The organism is Shewanella mytili, assembly GCF_046765975.1.
Taxonomy (GTDB): domain Bacteria; phylum Pseudomonadota; class Gammaproteobacteria; order Enterobacterales; family Shewanellaceae; genus Shewanella; species Shewanella mytili.
Genome location: NZ_JBKOUD010000009.1, coordinates 24,770 through 47,883 on the forward strand (window position 1 = coordinate 24,770; position 23,114 = coordinate 47,883).

Consider the following 23,114-nt stretch of genomic DNA (forward strand, 5'->3'; position numbering starts at 1 on the left):
GTTATGACAGAGTTACTGAAATCCTGGCTGGTCCAGGGCCCGTCAGGGCAGCAACTGATCAGCTTCAATCACCATGACATTGTCACTGGCGGATTGTTTGCCACCCAGGTCCATCACCTGCATCAGCAGCTGCTGGCCTGTGAGCAGCCGCGCTGGTTGCTGGCCTGTGACAGCAGCGATCAGTTTGCCGTCGGATTATGTGCCGCCCTGCTGGCAGGCAAGCAGTTGATACTGCCAGCCAACATCCAGCCGGGCACCCTTGGCGAACTCAGTGACGAATTTGACGGAGTGCTCTCCGATCAGCCATTGTGGGATGCCAAACCCTATATCCCGCTGAAAAAAGAGCTGGGACTTACGCCCATGCCCTGGCCCCAGGTCTCAGCGCAGCACGCCTTTGGCGAACTCTTGCTGTTTACCTCAGGCTCCAGCGGTCACCCCAAGGCCATACGCAAAACGCTGCGGCAACTGGATGCAGAGGTCAGCGTGCTGGAGCAGACCTTTGCCAAACACCTGCCCCATTGCAGCGTGATTTCCACCGTCAGCCACCAGCATATTTACGGATTGCTGTTTAAAATCCTCTGGCCGCTGGCAGCCAGCCGCCCCTTTTTGTCTGACATGGTGGAGTACCCGGAAACCTTGAGTTACTACACCGCCCTGTTTCCCAAACTGTGTCTTATCAGCAGCCCGGCCCAACTGTCGCGCCTGCCCGAAGCACTGGGCTTTGAGCGGCAATTGCATACCCCCAGCCTGATTTTCAGCTCCGGTGGCCCGCTGTCGCTGGATGCCGCCCTTGGCATTCGCCAATGTTACGGCAGCCTGCCCATCGAGGTGTACGGCAGCACCGAAACCGGTGGCATCGGTTACCGCCGTCAGCACTGTGCCGACACCCCTTGGCGGGCATTTGCCCCCATGGTGCTGAACACTGACCCTGACGATGGCGCCCTGCTGCTGCAATCCCCTTATCTGGAAAACGATGAGGTGTTGCGCTGCGAAGACAAAATCACCCTGCTGGACAACAACCTGTTCCGCCTTGAAGGCCGGCTTGACCGCATTGTTAAAATTGAAGAAAAACGCCTGTCCCTGACCCAAATGGAAGCGCTGCTGAACCGGCACCCTTGGGTACAGCAAAGTCATCTGTTGTTGCTGGAAAGCCCGCGCCAACAGCTGGGGGCGGTGGTAGAGCTGTCAGCCTATGGCAAACAGCAGCTGGAAACCGAAGGCAAACTCAGCATCAATAACGGCCTGAAAGCCCACCTGTTAAGCCAGTTTGAACGGGTCACGCTGCCCCGCCGCTGGCGTTATCCAACGCAGATGCCCATGAACGCCCAGGGAAAACTGCTGCAACACGAGATAGTGCAACTATTTGATCATGATTGAATCCTTATTACCGCCCGTGCTGGCACATCACATGGATGGCAACACCGCCAGCTGGCAGCTGCAAGTGGCTGCCGATTACCCGGCATTTGCCGGCCATTTTCCCGAGCATCCGGTATTGCCAGGCGTGGTGCAGCTGGACTGGGCCATCCGTTTTGGCAGTGAACACTTTGGCTATGATGGGGCGGTAGCCCAGCTGGAAGTGTTGAAATTCCAGCAACTCATCCGCCCCGGCATGGAAGTGACCCTCCGCATCGAGCAGCTGGCCAGCGGTAAACTGCAGTTCAGCCTGAGCTGTGACACCCAGCGGTTTGCCTCCGGGCGCATCGTGTTTACCGAGGAAAGCGCCGCATGAAACCGGCACTGGTGATCCCCAATTACAACCATCGCAATTACATTGCCCAGACCTTGCAACGCCTGCAACCCCTGGGCATTCCCTGTTTTCTGGTGGATGACGGCAGCGATGAAGCCACCCGCCACCTGCTGCTGCAACTGGCCCGCGAACATCACGACTGGGTGACCTTGCTGACCCATCCCTACAACCGTGGCAAGGGGGCTGCGGTGATCACCGGCCTGCGCCACGCCTGGGCCCAGGGATTTTCCCATGCCTTGCAGGTGGATGCCGATGGCCAGCACAACCTGCAGGACATCCCCCAACTGCTGGCACTGGCCCAACAGCACCCCAGCGCCTTGATAAGCGGCCTGCCCCAATACGATGACAGCATTCCCAAGGCACGCTTGTATGGCCGTTACATCACCCATTTCTGGGTATGGCTGGAAACCCTGAGCCTGAGCATTCGCGACTCCATGTGCGGTTTCAGGGTGTATCCGCTGGCGGCCTGCGAGGCGTTGCTGCGCTGCGAAACCGTGGGCGAGCGCATGGATTTTGACACCGAAATCATGGTGCGTTTGTACTGGCGCGGCACCCCGACCTATCATCTGCCGACCCGGGTGATCTATCCGCCGGACGGTGTCAGCCATTTTCAGGGCTGGGCCGACAACTGGCGCATCACCAAAATGCATACCCGGCTGTTTTTCGGCATGCTCAAGCGCAAGTTGACCGGCCATAGACTGGGGCCCGATGCCGCAATGACACCCCGCCACTGGTCCAGCATGCGCGAGCGCGGCAGCCTGCTGGGACTGCAGTTCCTGTTGGGCTGTTACCGGCTGGGGGGCCACTGGCTGGCCCGGGGATTCATGTATCCGGTGATTGGTTATTTCTTTCTCAGCGGCCGCGATGCCCGCCAGGCATCTATGGCGTTTTTGCAGCGCATTGCAAAACAGCAGCCCCGACATCCGGCGCTGCACCATCCCTGTGACTGGCGCGACAGCCTGCGGCACTTTTTCAGCTTTGGCAATGCAGCGCTGGACAGGATTGATGCCTGGTGTGATCGCATCACCCTGAGCCAGGTGGATTTTCCGGACAAGCAACGGCTGGCCGAGCAGCTGGCAGGCGGCCGCGGCGCCGTACTGCTGGTATCGCATATCGGCAATATCGAATTATGCCGGGCCATTTCCATGCACCAGCGCCACATCAAGATCAACGTGATGGTGATGACCGAACATGCAGCCAATTTCAATCAATTGCTCAAACAGCTCAACCCTGACAGCCAACTGAACCTGTTGCAGGTGTCGGAGCTGAACCCGGCCACCGCCATAATGCTGCAGGACAAGATTGATGCCGGCGAGCTGGTGGTGATTGCGGCCGATCGCACCTCGCGTAACAGCGAAAGAGTGTGCTATGTGCCGTTTCTCGGCGCCCCGGCGCCATTGCCCCAGGGGCCGTTCATTTTGGCAGGGCTGCTTGACTGCCCGGTATTTACCATGTTCTGCGTGCAGCAATCCGGCCGCTACCACGTCATGCTGCAGGCGTTTGATGCCGCACTCAGTGGCCCCCGCACCACACGCCAGCAACGCTTACAACAGGCAGCGGAGCTGTACGCCCGGCGCCTGGAAGCGGTGGCATTGCAAGTGCCGCTGCAATGGTTCAATTTTTATGATTTCTGGCGCAGGGATGAAGCCTCTGCCCGCAAGGAGCTACCATGACCGAGACGATTCCTTTTGGTCGTCACACCTTAACCCTGGAACACGTGACTGCCGTGGCCAATGGCGCCCGGGTGGCACTGGATGACAGCCCGGATTACCGCAACTACATTGAACGCGGCGCCCGGTTTATTGACAAGCTACTGCAACAGGACGGCGTGGTGTATGGCGTCACCACCGGTTATGGCGACTCCTGCACCGTGGCCATTGCCCCCGAGTTGGTGCCGGAACTACCACTGCACCTGAGCCGTTTCCATGGCTGTGGCCTCGGGCGGCATCTGGATGAAATCCAGGCGCGGGCGGTGCTGGCCTGCCGCCTCAATTCGCTGGCACGGGGCAAATCCGGTGTCAGCTATGCGCTGCTGGAGCGGATTGCCCTGTTACTGAACCGCGACATCATTCCACTGATCCCGGAAGAGGGCTCGGTGGGCGCCAGCGGCGATCTCACGCCGTTATCCTATCTGGCGGCAGTGCTGGTCGGTGAACGCCAAGTATACTTTGACGGAAAAATTCAGGACACCGCAGAGGTGTACCGGCAATGCCGGATCACGCCGCTGCGCCTGCGGCCCAAAGAGGGGCTGGCGCTGATGAACGGCACCGCGGTGATGACCGCGCTGGCCTGTCTGGCCTGGCAGCGGGCAGAATACCTGCAGCGCTTGTGCGCCCGCATCACCGCCATGGCCTCCCTGACCTTGCAAGGCAACAGCAACCATTTTGACGAACTGCTGTTTGCGGTAAAACCCCATGCCGGGCAAAACCAGGTGGCTGCCTGGATCCGTGATGATCTCAATCACCGTGAACATCCGCGCAATTCCGAGCGCCTGCAGGACCGCTACTCCATCCGCTGCGCCCCCCACATCATCGGGGTGCTGAGTGATGCCCTGCCGTTCATGCGGCAATTTATTGAAAACGAACTCAACAGCGCCAACGACAATCCGATTATCGATGGCGAAGGCGAGCACGTGCTGCACGGCGGGCATTTTTACGGTGGCCATATCGCCTTTGCCATGGACGCCATGAAAAACGCCGTGGCCAATCTGGCAGATCTGCTGGACCGGCAGATGGCGCTGGTAATGGATCCCAAATTCAATAACGGCCTGCCCGCCAACCTTTCCGGGTGCGATAACGCCAGGCGCTGCATCAATCACGGTTTCAAGGCGGTGCAAATCGGCTGCTCCGCCTGGACGGCCGAAGCCCTGAAGCTGACCATGCCGGCCAGCGTGTTTTCCCGCTCCACCGAATGCCACAATCAGGACAAGGTCAGCATGGGCACCATTGCCGCCCGTGACTGCCTGCGGGTACTGGAGCTCACAGAACAAGTGGCTGCCGCCGCACTGCTGGCCATGAGCCAGGGCATGCGCCTGCGGCTGCGCCAGGGGCAACTGCAAGAAGCCGGCCTGACACCCTCACTGGCCAAAACCCTGACACAGCTGAGCGCCCAGTTACCGCTGCTGGAAGAAGACCGGCCACTGGAAGCCACCTTGCGTGATACCCTGCTTAAAATTCAGCAGGGTTTTTGGGAGGTGTGCCGATGAAGGCACTGCTTAGCGCCAGCGTGACACTGGAAATTCCGTTTTTTGATGTGGACTCCATGGGGATCACCTGGCATGGCAATTACCTGCGTTACTTCGAAATCGCCCGGTGTAAGCTGCTGGAGAAAATAGATTACGGCTACCGCCAGATGCTGGACTCCGGCTACAGCTGGCCGATTGTGGATGCCAGGGTCAAATATGTGAAACCCACCACCTTTGAGCAGCACATCCGCGTGATTGCCCAGCTGGTGGAATGGGAACACCGCCTGAAAATCGATTATCTGATTGAAGATGCCCAAAGTGGCGAGAGGCTGACCAAAGGCTATACCATTCAGGCGGCCGTGGAGATGCACAGCAAAAGTTTGTGCCTTGAAACCCCAGTGGCATTTCGCCGGCAACTGCAGCCTTGGCTGACAGCCGCAGGTGAGGAGGTGTCATGAAGCGTATACTGCCGCTGCTATTGTTGCTGCTGACAAATCTGGCCATGGCCGACCCACGCCCTCAACTCAGTGACTATGCAGCGCTGTTTGCCAGCCCTGCCAACAACGCCCAGTTGCAGCAATTGCAGCAGCAACTGCTACTGGATGAAGCAAGCCGCGGTGAGTTTCAGCAAACCCGCTGGCTGCAGGTGCTCAAGCAACCCCTGCAAAGCCACGGCCGCTTTATTTTTGCCGCCGATGAAGGGATGTTATGGCAGCAACAGCAACCTTTTGACAGCACCCTGATCCTGAAACAGCAGCAGCTCATCCAGATAGACAGCCAGGGGCAGATGACCATACAGAGCGCGGATAACGGCTCCCCGCTCAGCAGTCTGTTACCGCGGCTGATGCAGGCATTACTCAGCGCCGACATGGCCTATCTGCAGCAGCATTTTTCCCTGTATCTGCAATCGGGCAATCCTTGGCAGTTGGGGCTTATCGCCAAAGATGCCCAACTGCAAACCCTGCTGCCCAAACTGGTATTGCAAGGCAATGCCCAGCCGCAGCAATTACTGATGCTGACCAGCAACGGCGACATCAGCGACCTTCGTTTCAGCCACATTCGCCAAGGCCCGCTCAGCGACGATGAACGCCGGGCACTGGCCGTTACCCGCGAGCCCCGCTGATGAACACGCCCGGTTGCTGCCATAAATTCACCCCACGCCTGGGGCTACTGCTGTGGCTACTGCTGTTGATTGGCATCAGTGCCGCCGGGCTATGGCAGTGGCAACAGGGCGCCCGTATTGAAACCGACATTCTGGCACTGCTACCCAAGGTGGAAGAAGCGCCCCTTACCCAAGCGGCACTCAACCGGGTGGAGCAACAGTTTGGCGAACGACTCTATCTGGCACTGGTGGCAGACACCCGGGAACAAGCCATCAGCGCCGCTAGGCAGGTGCGCAGCGCCCTGCAGCATTCCGGGGCCTTTACCCAGGTGCGCAGCGGCGATGAAGGCAGCTTGCAAGCCCTTGGCCATTTTTACTTTCCCTACCGGATGCAACTGCTGAGCGATCGGCAACGACAACTATTGCAACAACAGCAGCTGCAACCCCTGGTGCAGCAATTACGCCAGCAGCTTTACAACCCGTTTGGCAACGCCAACAGCGAGCTGCTGCAACAAGACCCGCTATTGCTGTTCCCTGACTGGTTGCAACAGCTGGCTCAGGGGCAAAAATTGCAGCAGCAGCAAGGCATTCTATTCACGCGCAAGGGCACGCAAACCGCGGCCATCATCATGGCCAAAGGTGTGGGCAGCGCCTTTAATCCGCAACACCAGCAACAGCAATTACAGGCATTGCAACAGGCACTTGCCCACTTGCCGTCTTCGGTCTCGGTATTACGGGCTGGCGCACTGTTTCATGCAGCGGCCGCCACGGCCAGTGCCCAGCAGGAGATAAGCCTGATTGGCGGCATGTCACTGCTGGGGGTGATGCTGCTGGTGCTTCTTGGTTTGCGCTCACTGCGGCCGCTGGCCGTGGCGCTGCTGACCCTGAGCAGCAGCTTTGTGGTGGCGCTGGCCGTCACGCTTATCTGCTTTAATGGCCTGCATCTGTTAACACTGGTGTTCGGCACCAGTCTGGTGGGCATTGCCATTGATTACAGCTTCCATTTTTATTGTGAAAGGCTGCAATCCCCCCATACCAGCGTGCGCCAAAGCCTGCGTCATATCGCCCCCATACTGACGCTGGCACTGAGCTCCAGCGTGATAGCCTACGGGGCACTGGGGCTGACGCCCTTCCCGGGAATGCAGCAGGTAGCGGTATTTTGCGCCGCCGGACTCATTTTTAGCTGGTTGACGCTGCTGTTGGCATACCCGGCGCTGGCTGCAACGCCGTTGCCAAACGGCCAGGCGCAACTGCAATGGGCCCAGCGTTGTCATTACCTGGCCCAGCAGCTGTTTGGCCGCTGGCGCTGGCTGCTGGGTGGCATGTTTTTGCTGCTACTCACCGGATTAGTGCACCTGCAGGGGGATGATGACATCCGCAACCTGCAGCAAAGCCCGGACAGCATCACCCAAGAGGAGCAACAATTGCGCCAGCTGCTCAGCGGCGGCACCGACAACCAGTTTTTACTGGTGCAGGGAGCGGATGAACAGCAGTTATTGCAGCGACTGGAGCAGTTGACGCCCAAACTCGCCCAGTTGCAGCAACAGCAACTGCTGGGCAACTTTGTCTCGCTGTCACGCTTTGTGCCCAGCGCGCGGCAACAGCAACAGGATTACCAGCTGCAGGCACAGGTGTACCAACAGTTACCGGCGCTGCTGCCACAACTGGGGCTGGATGACACCCTGGCTACCGCGCTGCAGCAGCAATACCTGGCCGCCGCAGGTGTGCAGCTCAAGATGGACGACTGGCTCGGCACAGCTGCCGCCCAGGAAAACGCACTGGCACAACTGTGGCTGCCCCCCTCTGCCACACACCCCCAATATGGCAGCATTGTATTGCTGGGCGGCATCAGGCAATTGGCCACGCTGCAATCACTGGCCGCTTCACTGCCCGGTGTCACTTTGGTGGACAAGGTGGCGGATATTTCTGCCGTCATGAGCCATTTTCGCCAACTGACACTATGGCTACTGGGACTGTCACTGGGGCTGGCAGCACTGCTATTCATCTGGCGTTATGGCCTGCGCCGTGGCTTGAGCATTGCGCTGGTGCCGATGATGGCGGCGTTGCTGACGCTGGCCACACTGGGCTGGGCGGGTGCCGGGCTCACCTTGTTCCATGCACTGGCACTGCTGCTGGTATTCGGTATCGGGGTGGATTACAGCCTGTTTTTTGCCAGCGCCGGACGCCACGCCGCTGCGGTAATGCTGGCCGTGTTGCTGTCAGCCAGCTCCACGTTATTGGCATTTGGCCTGCTGGCGTTTAGCCAGACCCATGCCATTGCCGTCTTTGGCCAGACACTGGCACTGGGCATTCTCTTTACCCTGTTACTGGCGCTGTTGCATACGGCCACCATTTCCAAGGAGCCACACCCGTGAGAAGTCTGATATGGTGCTTGCTGCTATGGTGCTGTACCGGCTGCCAGCATACCCAAAACCTGTCCCAAAGCTGTGTCACCTTGACTGCCGGGGTGGATTACTGCCTGACCCCACTGCCCTGGCAACAGGGGCGAGCCGCCCAGCCCGATGATATGGCGCAACAGGTGCGGTTCTCGCAGCACCAGCAAACCCGGGAGCTATTGCTGCAGTTACAGTTCAGCCCAGACAGTGAACTCATGGTGGGGCTGGCGCCCCTTGGGCAACCCCTGTTTACCCTGCATTATGATGGTCACACCTTGGCAAGCCAGCACAGCGGCTTTATGGCCGGAACCTTTCGGGGGGATTACCTGCTGGCGGTGCAGCAGCTGATTTACTGGCCCGCTGCCATGGTGCAGCAAGGGCTTGCCAGTGCCACCGTGAAGGATTTTCGCTGCGGGATGCAACATTGCCGGGAAATCCGCCGTGGCGATGCACTGATTGCCCGTATACACTACGCTGAAACGCCGGGCTGGCAAAGCCCGGTGACGCTGGAGCTGCCCCAAGCCGCGGTGCAGCTCAGCATCACCCCCATGTAACACCAGTCATGGAGATAAAGTAGGGATATCATGCCAATAGCCATTAACCATGCCGGATTTTGCACCCCGCTTGGTCATGAGCCCCAAACCATATTGCGGGCACTGCTCTCAGGCGACACTGCGGCAATGGTGCGCCGCGAAGAACTGCTGTTTGAGCGTCCTGCCACCGTGGGTGCGGTGAGCGCCCCTTTGCCGTCATTACCCGCATCACTGACAAGTTTTGCCTGTCGTAACAACGCGTTGCTGTTAAAAGCCGTGCAGCCGCTGCAGCAGGCGATTAGCGCCGCCCGCCGCACCTACGGCGCCGAACGCATTGGCGTGGTACTGGGCACCAGCACATCGGGCATTGCCAAAGGGGAGCAAGCGCTGGCCTATCGGCAGCAACACGGGCAATTTCCCGATGACTACCATTATGTACAGCAGGAGCTGGGCAGCCCCGCCCTGTTTTTGCAGCAGCTATTGCAACTGCAAGGCCCGGCCTACACGGTGTCCACCGCCTGCTCCTCCAGTGCCAAAGTGTTTGCCAGTGGCCGCCGGTTATTGCTCAGCGGCCTCTGTGACATGGTGATAGTGGGCGGGGTGGACAGCCTCAGCCAACTGACCCTCAACGGCTTTGATGCGCTGGAGTCCATTGACGATGACCGCTGCAATCCCTGCAGTGCCAACCGGCGCGGCATCAACATAGGCGAGGGTGCCGCAGTGTTTACCCTGGAGCGCGGCAATGGCGACATTCTGCTCAGTGGCTGCGGTGAATCTTCCGATGCCCATCACATATCCGCCCCCCATCCCCAAGGGCGCGGTGCGGTGGCAGCCATGCAGGCGGCACTGACGCAGGCAGGGCTCAACGCTATCGACATTGATTACGTGAACCTGCACGGCACGGCCACCGAGAAAAACGACGCCATGGAATCCATTGCCATGGCGGCGGTGTTTGGCCGGGAAAGCATCCCGTTTTGCAGCTCCACCAAACCCCTTACCGGCCATGCATTAGGTGCAGCGGGCGCCATCGAAGCGGCATTTTGCTGGTTGCTGCTGTCCCGTTACAATGACGGGCAATTACTGCCACCCCATCAATGGGATGGCGTGGTGGATGAGGCCCTGGTGCCCTTGCCGCTGGTGCAAGCGGGAGACAGTACCCGCCTGCAGCACCTGATGAGTAACTCCTTTGCCTTTGGCGGCAGCAATGCCAGCCTGATTTTCAGTCGCGGAAACCTTGCATGAAAGCACCTTTACGGCAGCGAAACATTGCCGATTTTCTGGCCCACCGGCCACCGATGATCCTGATTGACCACATAGAGCAGCACAGTGACAACTACCTGTTAACCTGTGTTGCCATTACCCGAGACAGCCCGTTTTTTGATAGCGCCCGTGGCTGGGTACCCAATTATGTAGGCATTGAATACATGGCCCAGAGCATTGCCGCGCTGGCGGGGGTGGAAGCCGAACGCCGGGGCGATGCGGTGCAGCTCGGGTTTTTACTGGGCAGTCGCAAATTGCAGTTGCAACAGCCGGGCTTTCTGCCGGGCCAGCAATACCATGTTGCCGTGCAGCGGCTGTATCAGGAAGACAGCGGCCTGGCCGTATTTGATTGTGAAATCCTCCATCAGGGCACCCGCATTGCCAGTGCCCATGTGAATGTTTTTCAGCCCCGTGATGTTGCCGCTTACATGGCAGACAGCCACGGGTCATCCCAAGGAGAACCTGCATGAACCGACGCATTTTGGTGACCGGCGCCAGCCGTGGCATTGGCCGGGCCATTGCGCTGCGCTTGGCCGCCTCCGGCCATGATATCGCGCTGCATTTTCACCGGAACCAAGCGGCAGCGGCCGCCACAGCCGCCGAACTCGCCGCACTTGGCTCCGAGGTGAGCTTGCTGCAGTTTGATGTGGCCGACCGAGCCGCCTGCCGCGACATCATCGAAAGCGACATTGCCGCTCACGGTGCCTATTACGGCGCCGTGCTGAATGCGGGCATCGCCCGTGATACCGCTTTCCCTGCCATGACAGACGCCGAATGGGACGGCGTTATCCAAACCAATCTGGATGGTTTTTACAATGTGCTGCAACCGCTGCTGATGCCGATGATCCAAACCCGTCAGGGAGGCCGCATCATCACCCTGTCATCGGTTTCCGGGCTGGCGGGCAACCGTGGTCAGGTAAACTATAGCGCGGCCAAGGCCGGCATCATCGGTGCCACCAAAGCGCTGGCGCTGGAGCTGGCCAAACGCAAAATCACCGTCAACTGCATTGCACCGGGCATTATTGAAACCGACATGGTAGACCACATCCCCCAAGAGATGGTGCAACAACTGGTGCCCTTGCGGCGGATGGGCAAACCGGAAGAGATTGCCGGGCTGGCCAATTTCCTGATGTCGGACGACGGGGCATACATCACCCGTCAGGTGATTTCCGTCAATGGAGGCATGCTATGAACAAACGCGTGGTGATTACCGGCATGGGGGGCATCTCCTCCCTGGGGCAAGACTGGCCCGCCATCAAACGCCGTCTGCAATCAGGGCAAAATGCCGTGCAATACATGCCGGAATGGGATCGTTATGACGGACTGAATACCCGTTTGGCCGCCCCGGTGACCGATTTTGTGGTACCCGCTCATTATTCCCGCAAGAAAATCCGCTCCATGGGGCGGGTGTCGCTGATGGCTACCCGGGCCAGCGAACTGGCATTGACCGATGCCGGCTTACTGAATGCCCCAGAAGTCAGCTCCGGCGCCATGGGCATTGCCTATGGATCCTCAGCAGGCAGTCCCAATGCCATTATCGGCTTTGGCGACATGCTCAAGCACGGAGACATGAGCGGCATAGATGCCACCAGTTATATTCGCATGATGGGCCATACCACCGCCGTCAATGTGGGCGTTTTTTTCGGTCTCAAGGGGCGCACCATCACCACCAGCAGTGCCTGCACCTCTGGCAGCCAAGGCATTGGTTACGCTTACGAGGCCATCAAGTATGGCCGCCAGCTGCTGATGCTGGCGGGCGGTGCAGAGGAGCTGTGCGCCACGGAAGCGGTGGTGTTTGACACCCTGTTTGCCACCAGCACCCGCAATGACAGCCCCAAGCTGACACCGCGCCCGTTTGAGCAGCAGCGCGACGGGCTGGTAATTGGTGAAGGTGCCGGCACGCTGGTACTGGAAGAGCTGGAACACGCCAAGGCCCGGGGTGCCACCATCTATGCCGAGATAGTGGGATTTGGCACCAATGCCGACGGCGCCCATATCACCCAACCCAATGCCACCACCATGGAAGCGGCCATTCGTCTGGCGTTGGCCGATGCGGGGCTGCAGCCCCAGCAAATCGGTTATGTGAATGCCCACGGCACCGCCACCGACCGGGGCGATGCTGCCGAAACCCAAGCCACTCACGCGGTATTTGGCGAACAGATGCCCTTTTCGTCCCTGAAGAGTTTTACCGGTCATACACTGGGGGCCTGTGGTGCGCTGGAAGCCTGGTGGAGCGTGATGATGATGCGCGATGGCTGGTTTGCCCCCACCCTGAATCTGGAACATGTAGCCGATGACTGCGCGCCGCTGGATTATATCCGCGGTGACGGACGCGCCCTGCAAGCCCAGTGGGTCATGAGCAATAACTTCGCCTTTGGCGGCATCAACACTTCACTCATCTTCCGCCGCTGGCCCTGATAGTCTCACGGCCAGTAAAAAGCCCCGGTCAACCTGGAAGGGTTGACCGGGGCTGATGCCATGGCAGGTGTCAGTTAAACTGCAACTTACTGCTCCAAGCGGTCAATCTGGGCCTTGGCTTCATTCAGGCTCTGATCACGCAGCTCATCTCCCATGCTCAATCCCTCGCTGTACACCACCTCAACCTGGGTAATACCGATAAACGCCAGAAAGGTTTTCAGGTACGGCGCGACAAAATCATGTTCGGTGTCTTTGTGAATGCCGCCGCGGGTGGTCACAATCACCGCCCGCTTGCCGGTGATCAGGCCTTCGGCGCCCGTATTGGTGTAACGGAATGTCACGCCGGCTCGAGCCACCAGATCAATCCAGGTTTTCAGCTGTACCGGCACGGTGAAATTGTACATGGGCGCGGCAATCACCAACGTGTCGTTATCCTGCAGCTCCTGCACCAGCTGATTTGACAGCGCCAGCGCCTGTTGCTGCCGAGGACTCAGGTTATCCCCGCCCTGCAACCCGACGGCCAACTCGCCGTCCAATACGGGTAATGGCTCGGCGGCAAGATCCCGCACGCTTATCTGGGCATGGTTTGCCTGCCAACGCGCTATCAGATAGTCCACCAGCACTGCCGATTGCGAATAGTTGCCGAGGATACTGGATTTCAGCACTAACACCTTGTTCATAGGTTACTCCACTGCATGTTAATCTTGCTTTATCGGGTTATGTCCATTAAACGGCATCAGTTTATCGCCCTACAAATTAGATAAAAAGCGGAATATTTATCAATTATTGTTCGATTTTTTAGAATAGTTTAAGGGTGAACCACCGCGATTTCACGCCTGCAAACTGAATGTCACCGGGCCATCGTTAATCAGCGCCACCTGCATGTCGGCGGCAAAACTGCCGGTTTCCACCACCATTCCCGATTGTCGGCACTGCGCAATGAATGCCTGATACAGGCTATCGGCCTGTGCCGGGGTGGCGGCACTGGAAAAACTGGGGCGTAATCCCCGGCGAGTATCCGCCGCCAGGGTAAACTGGGACACCACCAGCAAGCTGCCGCCCACCTGGGACACATTGAGATTCATCTTGCCCTGCTCATCGCTAAACACCCGGTAATGCAGCACCTTGTGGGCCAGTTTCACCACCGTATCCGCATCATCTTGCTGCTCCACCCCCAGCAATACCAGTAATCCTTTATCAATACTGCCGATGATCCGGTCATCCACCGTCACACTGGCCTGCTTAACCCGCTGAATAAGTGCTATCACAGCCTGTTTCCTGTTTTGGTTGGCGATGGGACATTTTCAGCCATTTGGGCAATGGCGGCAATCACCGCCTGGCACATCCGGCCATCGGCCAGTGAGTGATGCCCGCCCGGCACCAGTTGCAACGATGCCGGTTGCCGTTTGTCCGCCAGCAGTTGCTGCAGCAGCCACGGTGGGCATACCCAGTCCCATTCCCCTTGCAGCAGTTGGGTCTGCTGCGGCCAGTGGTTCAATGTGGCGCGCATCAGGGTATAAGCATTGAAGTAATGGTTGCAGGCATAGTGGTTTTCAATCCGGGCGCTGCCGGGACCACTTGCCAGACGCTCGCCGGGTTCAGGATGCCAGGGAAAGGCCAGAATGCGCTCCCAACGCCCCCAAGCGGCCGTCAGCTGCCGTGTCGGCCATTGCAGGGCGCTGGCATAGGCTGCCAGCACTGCATTCTCAGTGTCACCGGGCACGGTGTCACACCAACGCTGATAATCCACCGGAAAACGCTTGGCGGCGCCGCTGCTACCGTAAAGCCAGCTGCGCCCTGCCGCCGAGGGCACAAAAACCCCCCAGTAACATTGGGCCAGTATCCGCTGTGGACAAAGCCCGCCATAAATCAGCCCCAATGTGGCGCCAAAAGAGCCGCCTGCCACGCACCAGCGCTCCAGCCCCAGCCAATGGCGCAAGCGTTCGATATCCGTCAGCAACGCCAGTACGTCATTATGGCGAAGGCCGCCGGCCGGATGGGACTGACCGGCGCCGCGCTGATCCAGCAACAGCACCCTGAATTTTTGCAAATCAAACAGCTGCAAATCACTGACATGGCAACCGCTGCCGGGGCCACCATGCAAAAACAGCACGGGGATCCCCGCCGGATTACCGTATTGGGCCAAATGCAGCACATGGCCATCGCCCACATCCAGCCACTGCTGGGACAGGGCGTCAACGGTGCTGGGCTGAGGCTTCATCTGCGGTATCATGCTCATCTGTTCCCTGCGGCAGGCCCGCCAGATATTCTGGCAAGGATGCGGTAATCTCCGCCCCCAGCAACACAATCATCCATGACAGATACACCCATAAAAATAAAATGGGTACGGTGGCCAATGCCCCGTATATGGCCTCATAGCTGGGGAAGTTGGTCACGTAAAACGCAAATCCCTTTTTGCCGGCTTCAAACAGCAAGGCAGCCACCACCGCCCCCAACAATGCATGTAACAGATGCACTTTCTGATTGGGCACCACGGTGTAAAGCAGCAAAAAGGTGGCCACCGAGAACAAAAACGGCAATTGCCCCACAAAAAAAGCGCCCACGCCATAGGTATCGGCTTCATTGAATATTTTCAGCGAGACCACATAAGAGGTGGCGGCAAGACTGGCGCCAATTAAAATCGGCCCAAGCGTCAAAAACATCCAGTACATGGAAAACGACAGCACCAGCGGCCGTTTGCTGCGGTTTCCCCAGATGTAGTTCAGCGCCTTGTCGATGGCGGAAATCAGCAGCAGAGCCACCACCATCAGTGCGCCAATCCCGATGGCCGTGCCCTTGGAGGCGTTACCCACAAACTGGTTGATGTAAACCTGCACCGTATCGCCTGCGGCCGGCAGGAAATTCTGATACACAAAGTTTTCAATTTCCTGGCGAATGCCCTTAAACACCGGAAATGCCGACAGCATGGACATGGTCACCGCCACCATGGGCACCAGCGACAACAGGGTGACGTAAGCCAGATGCCCGGCACGAATGTTAATCTGATCATTTAGCACCCGGCTTTTCACATGCAGGATGTAACACCAGATACTGCGGCTAATGGCCAACAGCCGTTGTAAATTCAATTGAGATTTCATGGGAATCATGATTGCCGGATGACTTATGCTGATATCTTCGTACAATAACAAACAGATTACAAAATACCGATACCCTCTGAGACAAAAAGCGCCCGGTTTCAGGGCGAAAACTAAGGAGAATTCACATGGCACAACAAGGTTCTGCCGGTAACGTCATTGCTGCGCTGGCAAGTGTCTTTTTCCCAGGATTGGGGCAACTTATTCAAGGGCGCGTGCTTGCAGCCTTGCTGTTTTTCGTTATTGTGGTGGTGGGCTACGCCCTCTGGTGGCTTATCATTCCGCCGGTGATTGGCGCCATCGTCCACTTGTGGTGCATCATTGATGCCGCCAGATTTCGTTGTTAAAAAAAGGAACAATCAATGAAGATGTTATTCACCAGCAGTGTGATATGCCTGTCGCTGATATTGGGCGGCTGTCAGACCGCTTACTACGGAGCCATGGAAAAAATAGGCTACCACAAGCGCGATATCATGGTGGACCGGGTCAAGGATGCCCAAGAGTCGCAACAGGATGCGCAGCAGCAATTCAGCTCGGCATTGCAGGAAATGCAGCACTTGCTGCAGCATGATGGCGGCGATCTTGAGCAAGCCTACAATAAGGCCAAGGATGAATATGAAGCCGCCCAGTCAGCGGCGGATCAGGTCAGTGAGCGCATTGACAAGGTGGAAAGCGTGGCAGACGCCCTGTTTGATGAATGGCAGGATGAAATTGGCCAGATAAGCAAGGCAAGCCTGCGCCAACAGAGCCAGAACAAGCTGAAGCAAACCCAGCGCTCCTACCAGCAGATGCTGAAAAGCATGCGCCGGGCAGAAAGCAAAATGCCGCCGGTGCTCACCGCCATGAAAGACAACATGCTCTACCTTAAGCATAATCTCAATGCGCAAACCATTGCCGCCATTAAGGGCGAATTCACCAGTTTGCAAACCGACATTTCATCCCTGATTAAAGAGATGAACCGCTCCATTGATGAATCCAACAAGTTCATCGCCCATATGGAACCCTAACCCCGCGCATACTCGGGAGGCAGGCTTCAGTCTGCCTCTTGTGCCGAGATGTTTTCCTGCCGTTGCCGCTTTTTTTCCATGTACATGGCCCTGTCAGCCACATGCAACAACTCTTCGATGGTGTGGGCATCCGCCGGATAACAGGCATAGCCCAGACTCAAATCCACCGGCAAGGCAATACCACGCCAGATGAAGGCGGGGGCGCACACCTGCTCCTGAATTTTCGCTTTCATGGCCACAATGCCAGCTTTGTCGGTGATCCGCGGCAAAATCAGCAAGAATTCATCACCGCCGATACGGGCCACCATGTCGCTGCCACGCAAGGTGCGCTCCAGCCTGGCCGCCACTTCTATCAGCAAGGCATCGCCGGCCATATGGCCATAGGTGTCATTAATCAGCTTGAAGTGGTCCAGGTCGATACTCACAATGCAAAAATGCGAACCGTGTTTTTGCAGTTTCTCCAGCAGCAACATGGCCCGGCGCCGGTTGTGGCTTTTGGTCAGCACATCCTCGTAAGAGTAACGATGGGCATTGCGGTACGCGTTCAGCAGCTGCATGAAGGCCATGAACACCGCCGCCGACAGGGCATACCCCAGCAGGCGCACCACGTTTGCATGCCACCAGTTGGACAACTGCTGACCAGGCTGCATCCGTATGCCCAGTTGCCAACTGCCGCCCAACAGGTTAACGGTTTCGGTGCGCAGCGGCTTGGCAAAAACCCAAGGGTCGCCATAAAACACCGCCCCCTTGGCGCCCTGCCCGTCAACACCGCGCATGGCCAGTGCCACATCGGTTGGAAACGAGTTGCTGCCGGCATCCAGCAACAGCTGCGGCCAGTCCAGCACCATGCTGCAAAATCCCCAATAGTCGCGGTTGTTTGGCGGATCGACAAAAATGGGGATCCGCACGATGATGGCTTCGCCGCCCTGCACCAGGGTTAACGGCCCGGCCACCACCGCCGCTTGCAGCTCCCGGGCCAATTGTACTGACCGTTGCTGTTGCGGCAGTTTTTGAAAATCCAGCCCCAAGGCTTTTTCATTGCCCTTGAGCGGATAGACAAAACGGATGACATCATCTGGCGCCACGGTAATGTTGCGGACATGGCGGGCTTTATGGCGAATATTGATGGCCAGGGTGCGCCATTGCTCGGGGGTGGAGTGGGGCCTGACGGCAATATAGGATGCCAAGGCATTTACCTGAAAAATCTCAGACATCACTGACGCTTCCAGCCGATAGCGCATCAGTGCCAACTGACGGGACAGATCATCGGCCCGGTCTTCTGCCATGTCATGGCTATAGCTGCGCTGCTGATATTCCACAACCTCATAGGTGGCCGCAAAATACAGCAATGCCAGAAAACCCCAAATGACGTTACGTTTGACTCTCCAGTAATTCCGCATCCATACCCCACAGTGTTGTTAATATGGTTCCAGCAAGCCACGGAATATTGCCAGGCGGCTGCACGCTGACAGGCATTTTTATGGTTTATTTTAGCTGTTCATTGAGCAAATCACCGTGTGAGCAAGTACACGATTTTACCTTAAGCCACTGAAATTATTAGATCTGACGCACAAAATGCGCAGGGGTAATAAAACTATTTTAGTGCGATGTTTTCACAATACACATCCATTGCCATCAACCGATGTGGGAAATCCCATGACAATTACCGAATCCGTTACCTTGATGTTGGCGCTGCTCTATGGTGCCAGTCAGTTGTGGTGGGCGGGGAAACGCTACGGTGCCATCGTGGCCGTAATCTCATTGTTTGCGGCGCTGATTATCAGTGCCAGTCCGGTATTACTGGTTGCCACATTGCTGGCGGTCATGCTGTTAGCCTTGTTGCAGTGGCGCCAACCGGAGCTGGCCAAAGGCAATGTGCGCATCAATCAGTTACGCTCAGGCTGTCAGCATCTTATCGCACTGGCATTACTCATCGTCGCCGTGCAATACACCATGAACACCTTGATGCTGAAAGCCGGTATGGAACCCTGGGTCAGCCGCCCCAATGTGGTGGATGCCTTTTTACCCATTGCCGGAGCCATTGAAATCAAGGGCATTGCCGCACTGGGATTATGGGATCAAACCCATCCTGCCGCAGCGGTGATGCTGGCGGTGGTACTGCTGACCGGCATTCTCTGCAAGCGGGCCTTTTGCGGCTGGGCCTGTCCTATCGGGCTGGCAGGGGAACACTTGTATCAGCTGCGCAAACGGCTGATAAAAGAGGAGCTGATGCCCCCCCGCTGGCTCGACTGGCCACTGCGGATGCTGAAATACCTGTTACTGGCCGCCTTTGTGTATCTGGTGGCAGGCATGCCGGCCATGGGCATTCCCGGATATTTGCAGGGCAATTACCATAAGATTGCCGATGTTAAGATGGCGCTGTTTTTCCTCACGCCGGGGCTTATCACCTTATGCTGCTTTGCCCTTATCCTGATCATCGCTGCCTGGCGACGGCAGGGGTTTTGCCGGTATTTATGCCCCTATGGGGCGATTTTGGGGCTGCTGAGTTTCCTCAGTCCCCTCAAAATCCGCCGAAATCATGAAGCCTGTCTGCTAAGCCAAGGGCTCAAGTGCGACAAATGCACCCGTGCTTGTCCGTCCAATATCATTGTGCATACCAAAACCACTGTGCTGAGCGATGAGTGCCAGGCCTGCATGCGCTGCGTAGCCGCTTGCCCCAAAAAAGCGGCGCTGGGGCTGAGCTTACCTGGAAACCGCCATGTCAGCGCCCGGACATTGATGCTGACCGTGCTGGTGATTATGTTCTTCCTGCCCATGCTTGCCTGGTTATTGGGCTATTGGGAGAGCCAAACCCCCGAGGCCATGCGCATGCAACTGCTGCAGATGATAAACCACGTGGGTCATTAACCCGGCTGGCGCAGGTGGTGCCTTGCCCCTGCGCCCTGCCCACCCCAGGCATCGGGCTGTGTTGCCGACGATGCCCTTTCACCCCATTCCCTGACGCCATTGGCCGCCCTTAAATAACGGCCGCCAATAACAGCGCCAATAACGGTTCACCACCACGAGACATTACCAGCCATCTGCAGGCTTGAAAAATCCCCGCCACCAAACCATTAGATTTATTGCATATAAAGAAAATCCCTATATACTTGGCCTATGCTATAAAAATAAACGCCACACCCCAACGCGAAGGAATCGGCCAGGTGTTGCTGTAATTTACTTTTTTTTTGGTGATCCTACTCATGCATGACATATCAGAACCCGTTGCCCACATCAGCCACGGCTCCCGCCTGCAATACTTTCCCATCTCCTTTTTCGCCATGATTATGGGGCTAAGCGGCTTCAGTATTGCTTGGCGCGCGGCCGGCACCGATTTAATTCCGCAAATGTCCGCCATTTTGGGGGGCATTGCCAGCGTGCTGATGGCGCTGGTCACCCTGTTATATGCCATCAAGGCGCTACGCTATCCGTCGGCACTCAAGGAAGAGTTTCAGCATCCTGTCAGACTGAATTTTTTCCCGGCATTTTCCATCAGCCTGATGCTGCTGTCGGTGGTATGGCACGACTATCCCTCATTGTGCCAATGGTTGTGGTTAACCGGGGTAACGCTGCATGTGGTGCTCACCCTGTATGTGATGGGCAGCTGGATCCATCACACCCATTACACATTGGCACACGCCAATCCCAGCTGGTTCATTCCGGTGGTGGGCAACATTATTGCACCCATTTCCGGTACTGCCCTGGGGTACGGAGAGCTGAGCTGGTTTTTGTTCAGTATCGGCATTGTGTTTTGGCTGATTCTGCTCACCATTGTGCTGTACCGGCTGTTTTTCCATGATCCGCTGCCGCTGCGCTTAACCCCCATGCTGTTCATCCTGCTGGCGCCGCCGTCTGTGGGCTTTATCTCTTACACCGCGCTTGCGGGTGGCTTGGATAATTTTGGCCGGGTACTTTATTACATTGCGCTGTTTCTGGGGATGCTGCTGGCGTCCAATATCCTGCGCTTTATCAAGGTGCCGTTTTTCCTGTCCTGCTGGGCCTATTCCTTCCCGTTGGCCGCGCTGACCATTGCCACCGCCAAAATGGGCAAACTGCTGCCCGGCAGTATTTTTTACGGGTTGTCCCAGATGCTGTTGATACTGCTGTCGGTGATTATCCTGTGGCTGGCGGTCAAAACGTTGCGGGCGGTGATGGCAGGCAAAATCTGCAAGCCGGAATAAGCGTGATGCGAGGATTCCGCCAAGGATTGCAACAATCGCACAGATAAAAAAATCCCCCGAAAACGGGGGATTTTTTATGGAACGTTACCGTGCGAGCAACACTTAGCCCTGACGATGAGCGCGTTTGCGATCCATCTCGGTCAGGTACTTTTTGCGCAGACGGATGCTCTTTGGCGTTACTTCCACCAGTTCGTCATCATCGATGAATTCCAGTGCCTGTTCCAGCGTCATGATGATGGGAGGAGTCAGCGTCTGGGCTTCATCAGTACCAGAAGCACGTACGTTGGTCAGCTGCTTGCCTTTAAGGCAGTTCACGGTCAGGTCGTTGGAGCGGCTGTGAATACCCACGATTTGGCCTTCATAAATCTCAGCGGCATGGCCGATGAACAAACGACCCCGTTCCTGCAGATAGAACAGTGAGTATGTCAGGGCCTTACCGGTGGCGTTGGAGATCAACACCCCGTTGGCACGCTGACCAATATCACCCTCTTTGAGCGGGCCGTAGTGGTCAAAGGTGTGGTACAGCAACCCGGTGCCTGAAGTGGACGTCATAAAGTCGGTCTGGAAACCGATAAGACCACGGCTGGGGATCATGAAATCAATGCGCACACGGCCTTTGCCGTCTGGCTGCATGTCTTTCATGTCCGCTTTGCGAACGCCCAGTTTTTCAATCACGCCGCCCTGATGCTGTTCTTCCACATCAACAGTCAGCTGTTCATAGGGTTCACATTTCACGCCGTCAATTTCTTTGACGATAACTTCTGGACGGGATACCGCCAGCTCATACCCTTCACGGCGCATGTTTTCAATCAGGATGGACAGGTGCAATTCACCGCGACCAGAGACCTTGAAGCGGTCCGGGCTTTCGGTTTCTTCTACACGCAAGGCCACGTTATGCACCAATTCGGTCTGCAGACGTTCCAGGATGTTACGGGAAGTCACAAACTTACCTTCTTTACCGGCAAACGGAGAGGTGTTTACCTGGAAGGTCATGGTCATGGTTGGCTCATCCACTGTCAGTGCGGGCAGTGCTTCCACATTGCCTACGGCACAAACGGTGTCGGAAATTTTCAGCTCACCCAGGCCGGTAATGGCCACGATGTCGCCGGCGTCGGCTTCGGCCACTTCGTTACGATCCAGCCCCAGGTAACCCAGTACCTGACCCACTTTACCGTTACGGGTTTTACCGTCAGCGCCAACTACGGTTACCTGCTGGTTGGTTTTCACGCTGCCGCGCTTGATGCGGCCCACGCCAATCACCCCAACATAAGAGCTGTAGTCCAGCTGGGAAATCTGCATCTGGAACGGACCTTCGTCATCGGCATCCGGCGCGGATACCTTGTCAACGATGGTCTGGAACAACGGAGTCATGTCATCACTGTGGGCATCTGGGTCCAAAGTGGCAAAACCATTGAGTGCAGAGGTGTAAACAATGGGGAAGTCCAGCTGTTCATCAGTGGCGCCCAGGTTGACAAACAGGTCGAATACCTGATCGATTACCCAGTCAGGGCGGGCACCCGGACGGTCGATTTTGTTGATGACCACAATGGGTTTCAGACCTTGGGCAAACGCTTTTTTGGTCACGAAACGGGTTTGAGGCATGGGGCCGTCAACCGCATCCACCAGCAGCAATACCGAGTCCACCATAGACAGTACACGTTCTACTTCACCACCGAAGTCGGCGTGCCCGGGGGTATCCACGATATTGATGCGATAATCCTGCCAACGAATCGCGGTATTTTTCGCCAAAATGGTGATACCACGTTCTTTTTCCAGATCGTTGGAGTCCATTACACGCTCAACCGCTTCGCCGCGGGACGCTAATGTGCCAGATTGAGACAGCAGTTTGTCCACCAGGGTGGTTTTGCCATGGTCCACATGCGCGATGATCGCGATGTTTCTTAATTTATTGAGTTCACTCGACATTTTACTTGTGACGCCTTTGTTTGCATCGGGGACAGCATTGCCAGCGGGCAAAGATTTTGTCGCCGCCGGATACGTTAATTCTTGCGGAAAGGCGGCGATTATACACTGAGCTATGTTTCATTGATATTAATTTATACAATATCCCGCCGGGAAATTCGGATGGCTAACGCCGCCGGATAACCGCACCATAGCCTTTAGCATGCCATGTCACCAACTTGGGGCGCTGCCGCTGCACCATAATAATATGGGCATGACGCTGATGACC

The 23,114-nt window shown here is 57.0% G+C and carries 22 protein-coding genes; 16 read left to right on the forward strand and 6 right to left on the reverse strand.

Annotated features, from left to right (window positions below; genetic code table 11):
• Positions 1–3 precede the first annotated feature (3 nt).
• The 12 genes from ACIDEJ_RS10030 to ACIDEJ_RS10085 are packed head-to-tail and all read left to right on the forward strand — an operon-like array spanning position 4 to position 12,640.
• Positions 4–1,377, forward strand: a complete 1,374-nt coding sequence (locus ACIDEJ_RS10030; RefSeq protein ID WP_411987934.1) for an AMP-binding protein — start codon at positions 4–6, stop codon at positions 1,375–1,377.
• Complete coding sequence (locus tag ACIDEJ_RS10035; RefSeq protein WP_411987935.1) at positions 1,370–1,729, forward strand: ApeI family dehydratase; 360 nt, start codon at positions 1,370–1,372, stop codon at positions 1,727–1,729. The genes ACIDEJ_RS10030 and ACIDEJ_RS10035 overlap by 8 nt, the downstream gene beginning before the upstream one ends.
• A complete protein-coding gene (locus tag ACIDEJ_RS10040; RefSeq protein ID WP_411987936.1) occupies positions 1,726–3,420 on the forward strand; it encodes a glycosyltransferase family 2 protein in 1,695 nt (564 codons plus the stop codon). The genes ACIDEJ_RS10035 and ACIDEJ_RS10040 overlap by 4 nt, the downstream gene beginning before the upstream one ends.
• On the forward strand, positions 3,417–4,952 hold the full coding sequence (locus ACIDEJ_RS10045) for an HAL/PAL/TAL family ammonia-lyase (RefSeq protein ID WP_411987937.1): 1,536 nt from the start codon (positions 3,417–3,419) through the stop codon (positions 4,950–4,952). The genes ACIDEJ_RS10040 and ACIDEJ_RS10045 overlap by 4 nt, the downstream gene beginning before the upstream one ends.
• On the forward strand, positions 4,949–5,389 hold the full coding sequence (locus ACIDEJ_RS10050; protein ID WP_411987938.1) for an acyl-CoA thioesterase: 441 nt from the start codon (positions 4,949–4,951) through the stop codon (positions 5,387–5,389). Before ACIDEJ_RS10045 ends, ACIDEJ_RS10050 begins: the two co-directional genes overlap by 4 nt.
• Positions 5,386–6,054, forward strand: a complete 669-nt coding sequence (locus ACIDEJ_RS10055) for an outer membrane lipoprotein carrier protein LolA (protein ID WP_411987939.1) — start codon at positions 5,386–5,388, stop codon at positions 6,052–6,054. Before ACIDEJ_RS10050 ends, ACIDEJ_RS10055 begins: the two co-directional genes overlap by 4 nt.
• Entirely contained in the window at positions 6,054–8,408 is a 2,355-nt protein-coding gene (locus ACIDEJ_RS10060; RefSeq protein ID WP_411987940.1) for an MMPL family transporter, read from the forward strand. Before ACIDEJ_RS10055 ends, ACIDEJ_RS10060 begins: the two co-directional genes overlap by 1 nt.
• Positions 8,405–8,983, forward strand: coding sequence for a DUF3261 domain-containing protein (locus ACIDEJ_RS10065; RefSeq protein ID WP_411987941.1), 579 nt, complete (start codon positions 8,405–8,407; stop codon positions 8,981–8,983). The genes ACIDEJ_RS10060 and ACIDEJ_RS10065 overlap by 4 nt, the downstream gene beginning before the upstream one ends.
• A 30-nt stretch (positions 8,984–9,013) precedes the next feature.
• Positions 9,014–10,204 (forward strand): beta-ketoacyl-[acyl-carrier-protein] synthase family protein, encoded by a 1,191-nt coding sequence (locus ACIDEJ_RS10070; protein ID WP_411987942.1) that lies wholly within the window; start codon positions 9,014–9,016, stop codon positions 10,202–10,204.
• The gene (locus tag ACIDEJ_RS10075) at positions 10,201–10,692 is read left to right on the forward strand and encodes an ApeP family dehydratase (protein WP_411987943.1); all 492 of its coding nucleotides are present in this window, start codon (positions 10,201–10,203) and stop codon (positions 10,690–10,692) included. The genes ACIDEJ_RS10070 and ACIDEJ_RS10075 overlap by 4 nt, the downstream gene beginning before the upstream one ends.
• Positions 10,689–11,414 carry a 3-ketoacyl-ACP reductase FabG2 gene (locus tag ACIDEJ_RS10080; protein ID WP_411987944.1) on the forward strand — a complete coding sequence of 242 codons (726 nt, stop codon included), beginning with the start codon at positions 10,689–10,691 and terminating at the stop codon, positions 11,412–11,414. Before ACIDEJ_RS10075 ends, ACIDEJ_RS10080 begins: the two co-directional genes overlap by 4 nt.
• Positions 11,411–12,640: a beta-ketoacyl-ACP synthase gene (locus ACIDEJ_RS10085; protein WP_411987945.1), complete on the forward strand. Its 1,230-nt coding sequence runs from the start codon at positions 11,411–11,413 to the stop codon at positions 12,638–12,640. Before ACIDEJ_RS10080 ends, ACIDEJ_RS10085 begins: the two co-directional genes overlap by 4 nt.
• 86 nt (positions 12,641–12,726) lie before the next feature.
• Here ACIDEJ_RS10085 and ACIDEJ_RS10090 read toward each other — a convergent pair whose 3' ends face one another.
• The 4 genes from ACIDEJ_RS10090 to ACIDEJ_RS10105 all read right to left on the reverse strand — a co-directional run bounded on the left by ACIDEJ_RS10090 (position 12,727) and on the right by ACIDEJ_RS10105 (position 15,738).
• Positions 12,727–13,320, reverse strand: coding sequence for an FMN-dependent NADH-azoreductase (locus tag ACIDEJ_RS10090; RefSeq protein WP_411987946.1), 594 nt, complete (start codon positions 13,318–13,320; stop codon positions 12,727–12,729).
• A gap of 150 nt (positions 13,321–13,470) precedes the next feature.
• Complete coding sequence (gene dtd / locus ACIDEJ_RS10095) at positions 13,471–13,908, reverse strand: D-aminoacyl-tRNA deacylase (protein ID WP_411987947.1); 438 nt, start codon at positions 13,906–13,908, stop codon at positions 13,471–13,473.
• Positions 13,905–14,861, reverse strand: coding sequence for an alpha/beta fold hydrolase (locus tag ACIDEJ_RS10100; RefSeq protein ID WP_411987948.1), 957 nt, complete (start codon positions 14,859–14,861; stop codon positions 13,905–13,907). The genes dtd and ACIDEJ_RS10100 overlap by 4 nt, the downstream gene beginning before the upstream one ends.
• On the reverse strand, positions 14,836–15,738 hold the full coding sequence (locus tag ACIDEJ_RS10105; RefSeq protein ID WP_411987949.1) for a virulence factor BrkB family protein: 903 nt from the start codon (positions 15,736–15,738) through the stop codon (positions 14,836–14,838). Before ACIDEJ_RS10105 ends, ACIDEJ_RS10100 begins: the two co-directional genes overlap by 26 nt.
• Positions 15,739–15,863: 125 nt before the next feature.
• Here ACIDEJ_RS10105 and ACIDEJ_RS10110 point away from each other — a divergent pair, with 125 nt between their 5' ends.
• Positions 15,864–16,082, forward strand: a complete 219-nt coding sequence (locus tag ACIDEJ_RS10110; protein WP_411987950.1) for a hypothetical protein — start codon at positions 15,864–15,866, stop codon at positions 16,080–16,082.
• 15 nt (positions 16,083–16,097) lie between these two features.
• The gene (locus tag ACIDEJ_RS10115; protein WP_411987951.1) at positions 16,098–16,742 is read left to right on the forward strand and encodes a DUF2959 domain-containing protein; all 645 of its coding nucleotides are present in this window, start codon (positions 16,098–16,100) and stop codon (positions 16,740–16,742) included.
• A gap of 26 nt (positions 16,743–16,768) precedes the next feature.
• Here ACIDEJ_RS10115 and ACIDEJ_RS10120 read toward each other — a convergent pair whose 3' ends face one another.
• Complete coding sequence (locus ACIDEJ_RS10120; protein WP_411987952.1) at positions 16,769–18,142, reverse strand: diguanylate cyclase; 1,374 nt, start codon at positions 18,140–18,142, stop codon at positions 16,769–16,771.
• Positions 18,143–18,398: 256 nt separating this feature from the next.
• Here ACIDEJ_RS10120 and ACIDEJ_RS10125 point away from each other — a divergent pair, with 256 nt between their 5' ends.
• Positions 18,399–19,610, forward strand: a complete 1,212-nt coding sequence (locus ACIDEJ_RS10125) for a 4Fe-4S binding protein (protein WP_411987953.1) — start codon at positions 18,399–18,401, stop codon at positions 19,608–19,610.
• 335 nt (positions 19,611–19,945) lie between these two features.
• On the forward strand, positions 19,946–20,923 hold the full coding sequence (locus tag ACIDEJ_RS10130; protein ID WP_411987954.1) for an SLAC1 anion channel family protein: 978 nt from the start codon (positions 19,946–19,948) through the stop codon (positions 20,921–20,923).
• Positions 20,924–21,025: 102 nt separating this feature from the next.
• On the opposite strand, the gene typA is transcribed toward ACIDEJ_RS10130, so the two are convergent.
• Positions 21,026–22,849, reverse strand: a complete 1,824-nt coding sequence (gene typA, locus ACIDEJ_RS10135; RefSeq protein WP_411987955.1) for a translational GTPase TypA — start codon at positions 22,847–22,849, stop codon at positions 21,026–21,028.
• Positions 22,850–23,114 lie beyond the last annotated feature (265 nt).

Excerpts from the sequence above, each read along its gene's own strand:
- ACIDEJ_RS10115 (WP_411987951.1), top strand. The coding sequence starts at position 16,098 with ATGAAGATGTTATTCACCAGCAGTGTGATATGCCTGTCGCTGATATTG.
- ACIDEJ_RS10030 (WP_411987934.1), top strand. The coding sequence starts at position 4 with ATGACAGAGTTACTGAAATCCTGGCTGGTCCAGGGCCCGTCAGGGCAG.
- ACIDEJ_RS10060 (WP_411987940.1), top strand. The coding sequence starts at position 6,054 with ATGAACACGCCCGGTTGCTGCCATAAATTCACCCCACGCCTGGGGCTA.
- ACIDEJ_RS10040 (WP_411987936.1), top strand. The coding sequence starts at position 1,726 with ATGAAACCGGCACTGGTGATCCCCAATTACAACCATCGCAATTACATT.
- ACIDEJ_RS10055 (WP_411987939.1), top strand. The coding sequence starts at position 5,386 with ATGAAGCGTATACTGCCGCTGCTATTGTTGCTGCTGACAAATCTGGCC.
- ACIDEJ_RS10125 (WP_411987953.1), top strand. The coding sequence starts at position 18,399 with ATGACAATTACCGAATCCGTTACCTTGATGTTGGCGCTGCTCTATGGT.
- typA (WP_411987955.1), bottom strand. The coding sequence starts at position 22,849 with ATGTCGAGTGAACTCAATAAATTAAGAAACATCGCGATCATCGCGCAT.
- ACIDEJ_RS10120 (WP_411987952.1), bottom strand. The coding sequence starts at position 18,142 with ATGCGGAATTACTGGAGAGTCAAACGTAACGTCATTTGGGGTTTTCTG.
- ACIDEJ_RS10110 (WP_411987950.1), top strand. The coding sequence starts at position 15,864 with ATGGCACAACAAGGTTCTGCCGGTAACGTCATTGCTGCGCTGGCAAGT.
- ACIDEJ_RS10090 (WP_411987946.1), bottom strand. The coding sequence starts at position 13,320 with ATGAACAAGGTGTTAGTGCTGAAATCCAGTATCCTCGGCAACTATTCG.
- ACIDEJ_RS10105 (WP_411987949.1), bottom strand. The coding sequence starts at position 15,738 with ATGAAATCTCAATTGAATTTACAACGGCTGTTGGCCATTAGCCGCAGT.
- ACIDEJ_RS10100 (WP_411987948.1), bottom strand. The coding sequence starts at position 14,861 with ATGAAGCCTCAGCCCAGCACCGTTGACGCCCTGTCCCAGCAGTGGCTG.
- ACIDEJ_RS10085 (WP_411987945.1), top strand. The coding sequence starts at position 11,411 with ATGAACAAACGCGTGGTGATTACCGGCATGGGGGGCATCTCCTCCCTG.
- ACIDEJ_RS10075 (WP_411987943.1), top strand. The coding sequence starts at position 10,201 with ATGAAAGCACCTTTACGGCAGCGAAACATTGCCGATTTTCTGGCCCAC.
- ACIDEJ_RS10050 (WP_411987938.1), top strand. The coding sequence starts at position 4,949 with ATGAAGGCACTGCTTAGCGCCAGCGTGACACTGGAAATTCCGTTTTTT.
- ACIDEJ_RS10070 (WP_411987942.1), top strand. The coding sequence starts at position 9,014 with ATGCCAATAGCCATTAACCATGCCGGATTTTGCACCCCGCTTGGTCAT.
- ACIDEJ_RS10035 (WP_411987935.1), top strand. The coding sequence starts at position 1,370 with ATGATTGAATCCTTATTACCGCCCGTGCTGGCACATCACATGGATGGC.
- ACIDEJ_RS10045 (WP_411987937.1), top strand. The coding sequence starts at position 3,417 with ATGACCGAGACGATTCCTTTTGGTCGTCACACCTTAACCCTGGAACAC.
- ACIDEJ_RS10130 (WP_411987954.1), top strand. The coding sequence starts at position 19,946 with ATGCATGACATATCAGAACCCGTTGCCCACATCAGCCACGGCTCCCGC.
- ACIDEJ_RS10080 (WP_411987944.1), top strand. The coding sequence starts at position 10,689 with ATGAACCGACGCATTTTGGTGACCGGCGCCAGCCGTGGCATTGGCCGG.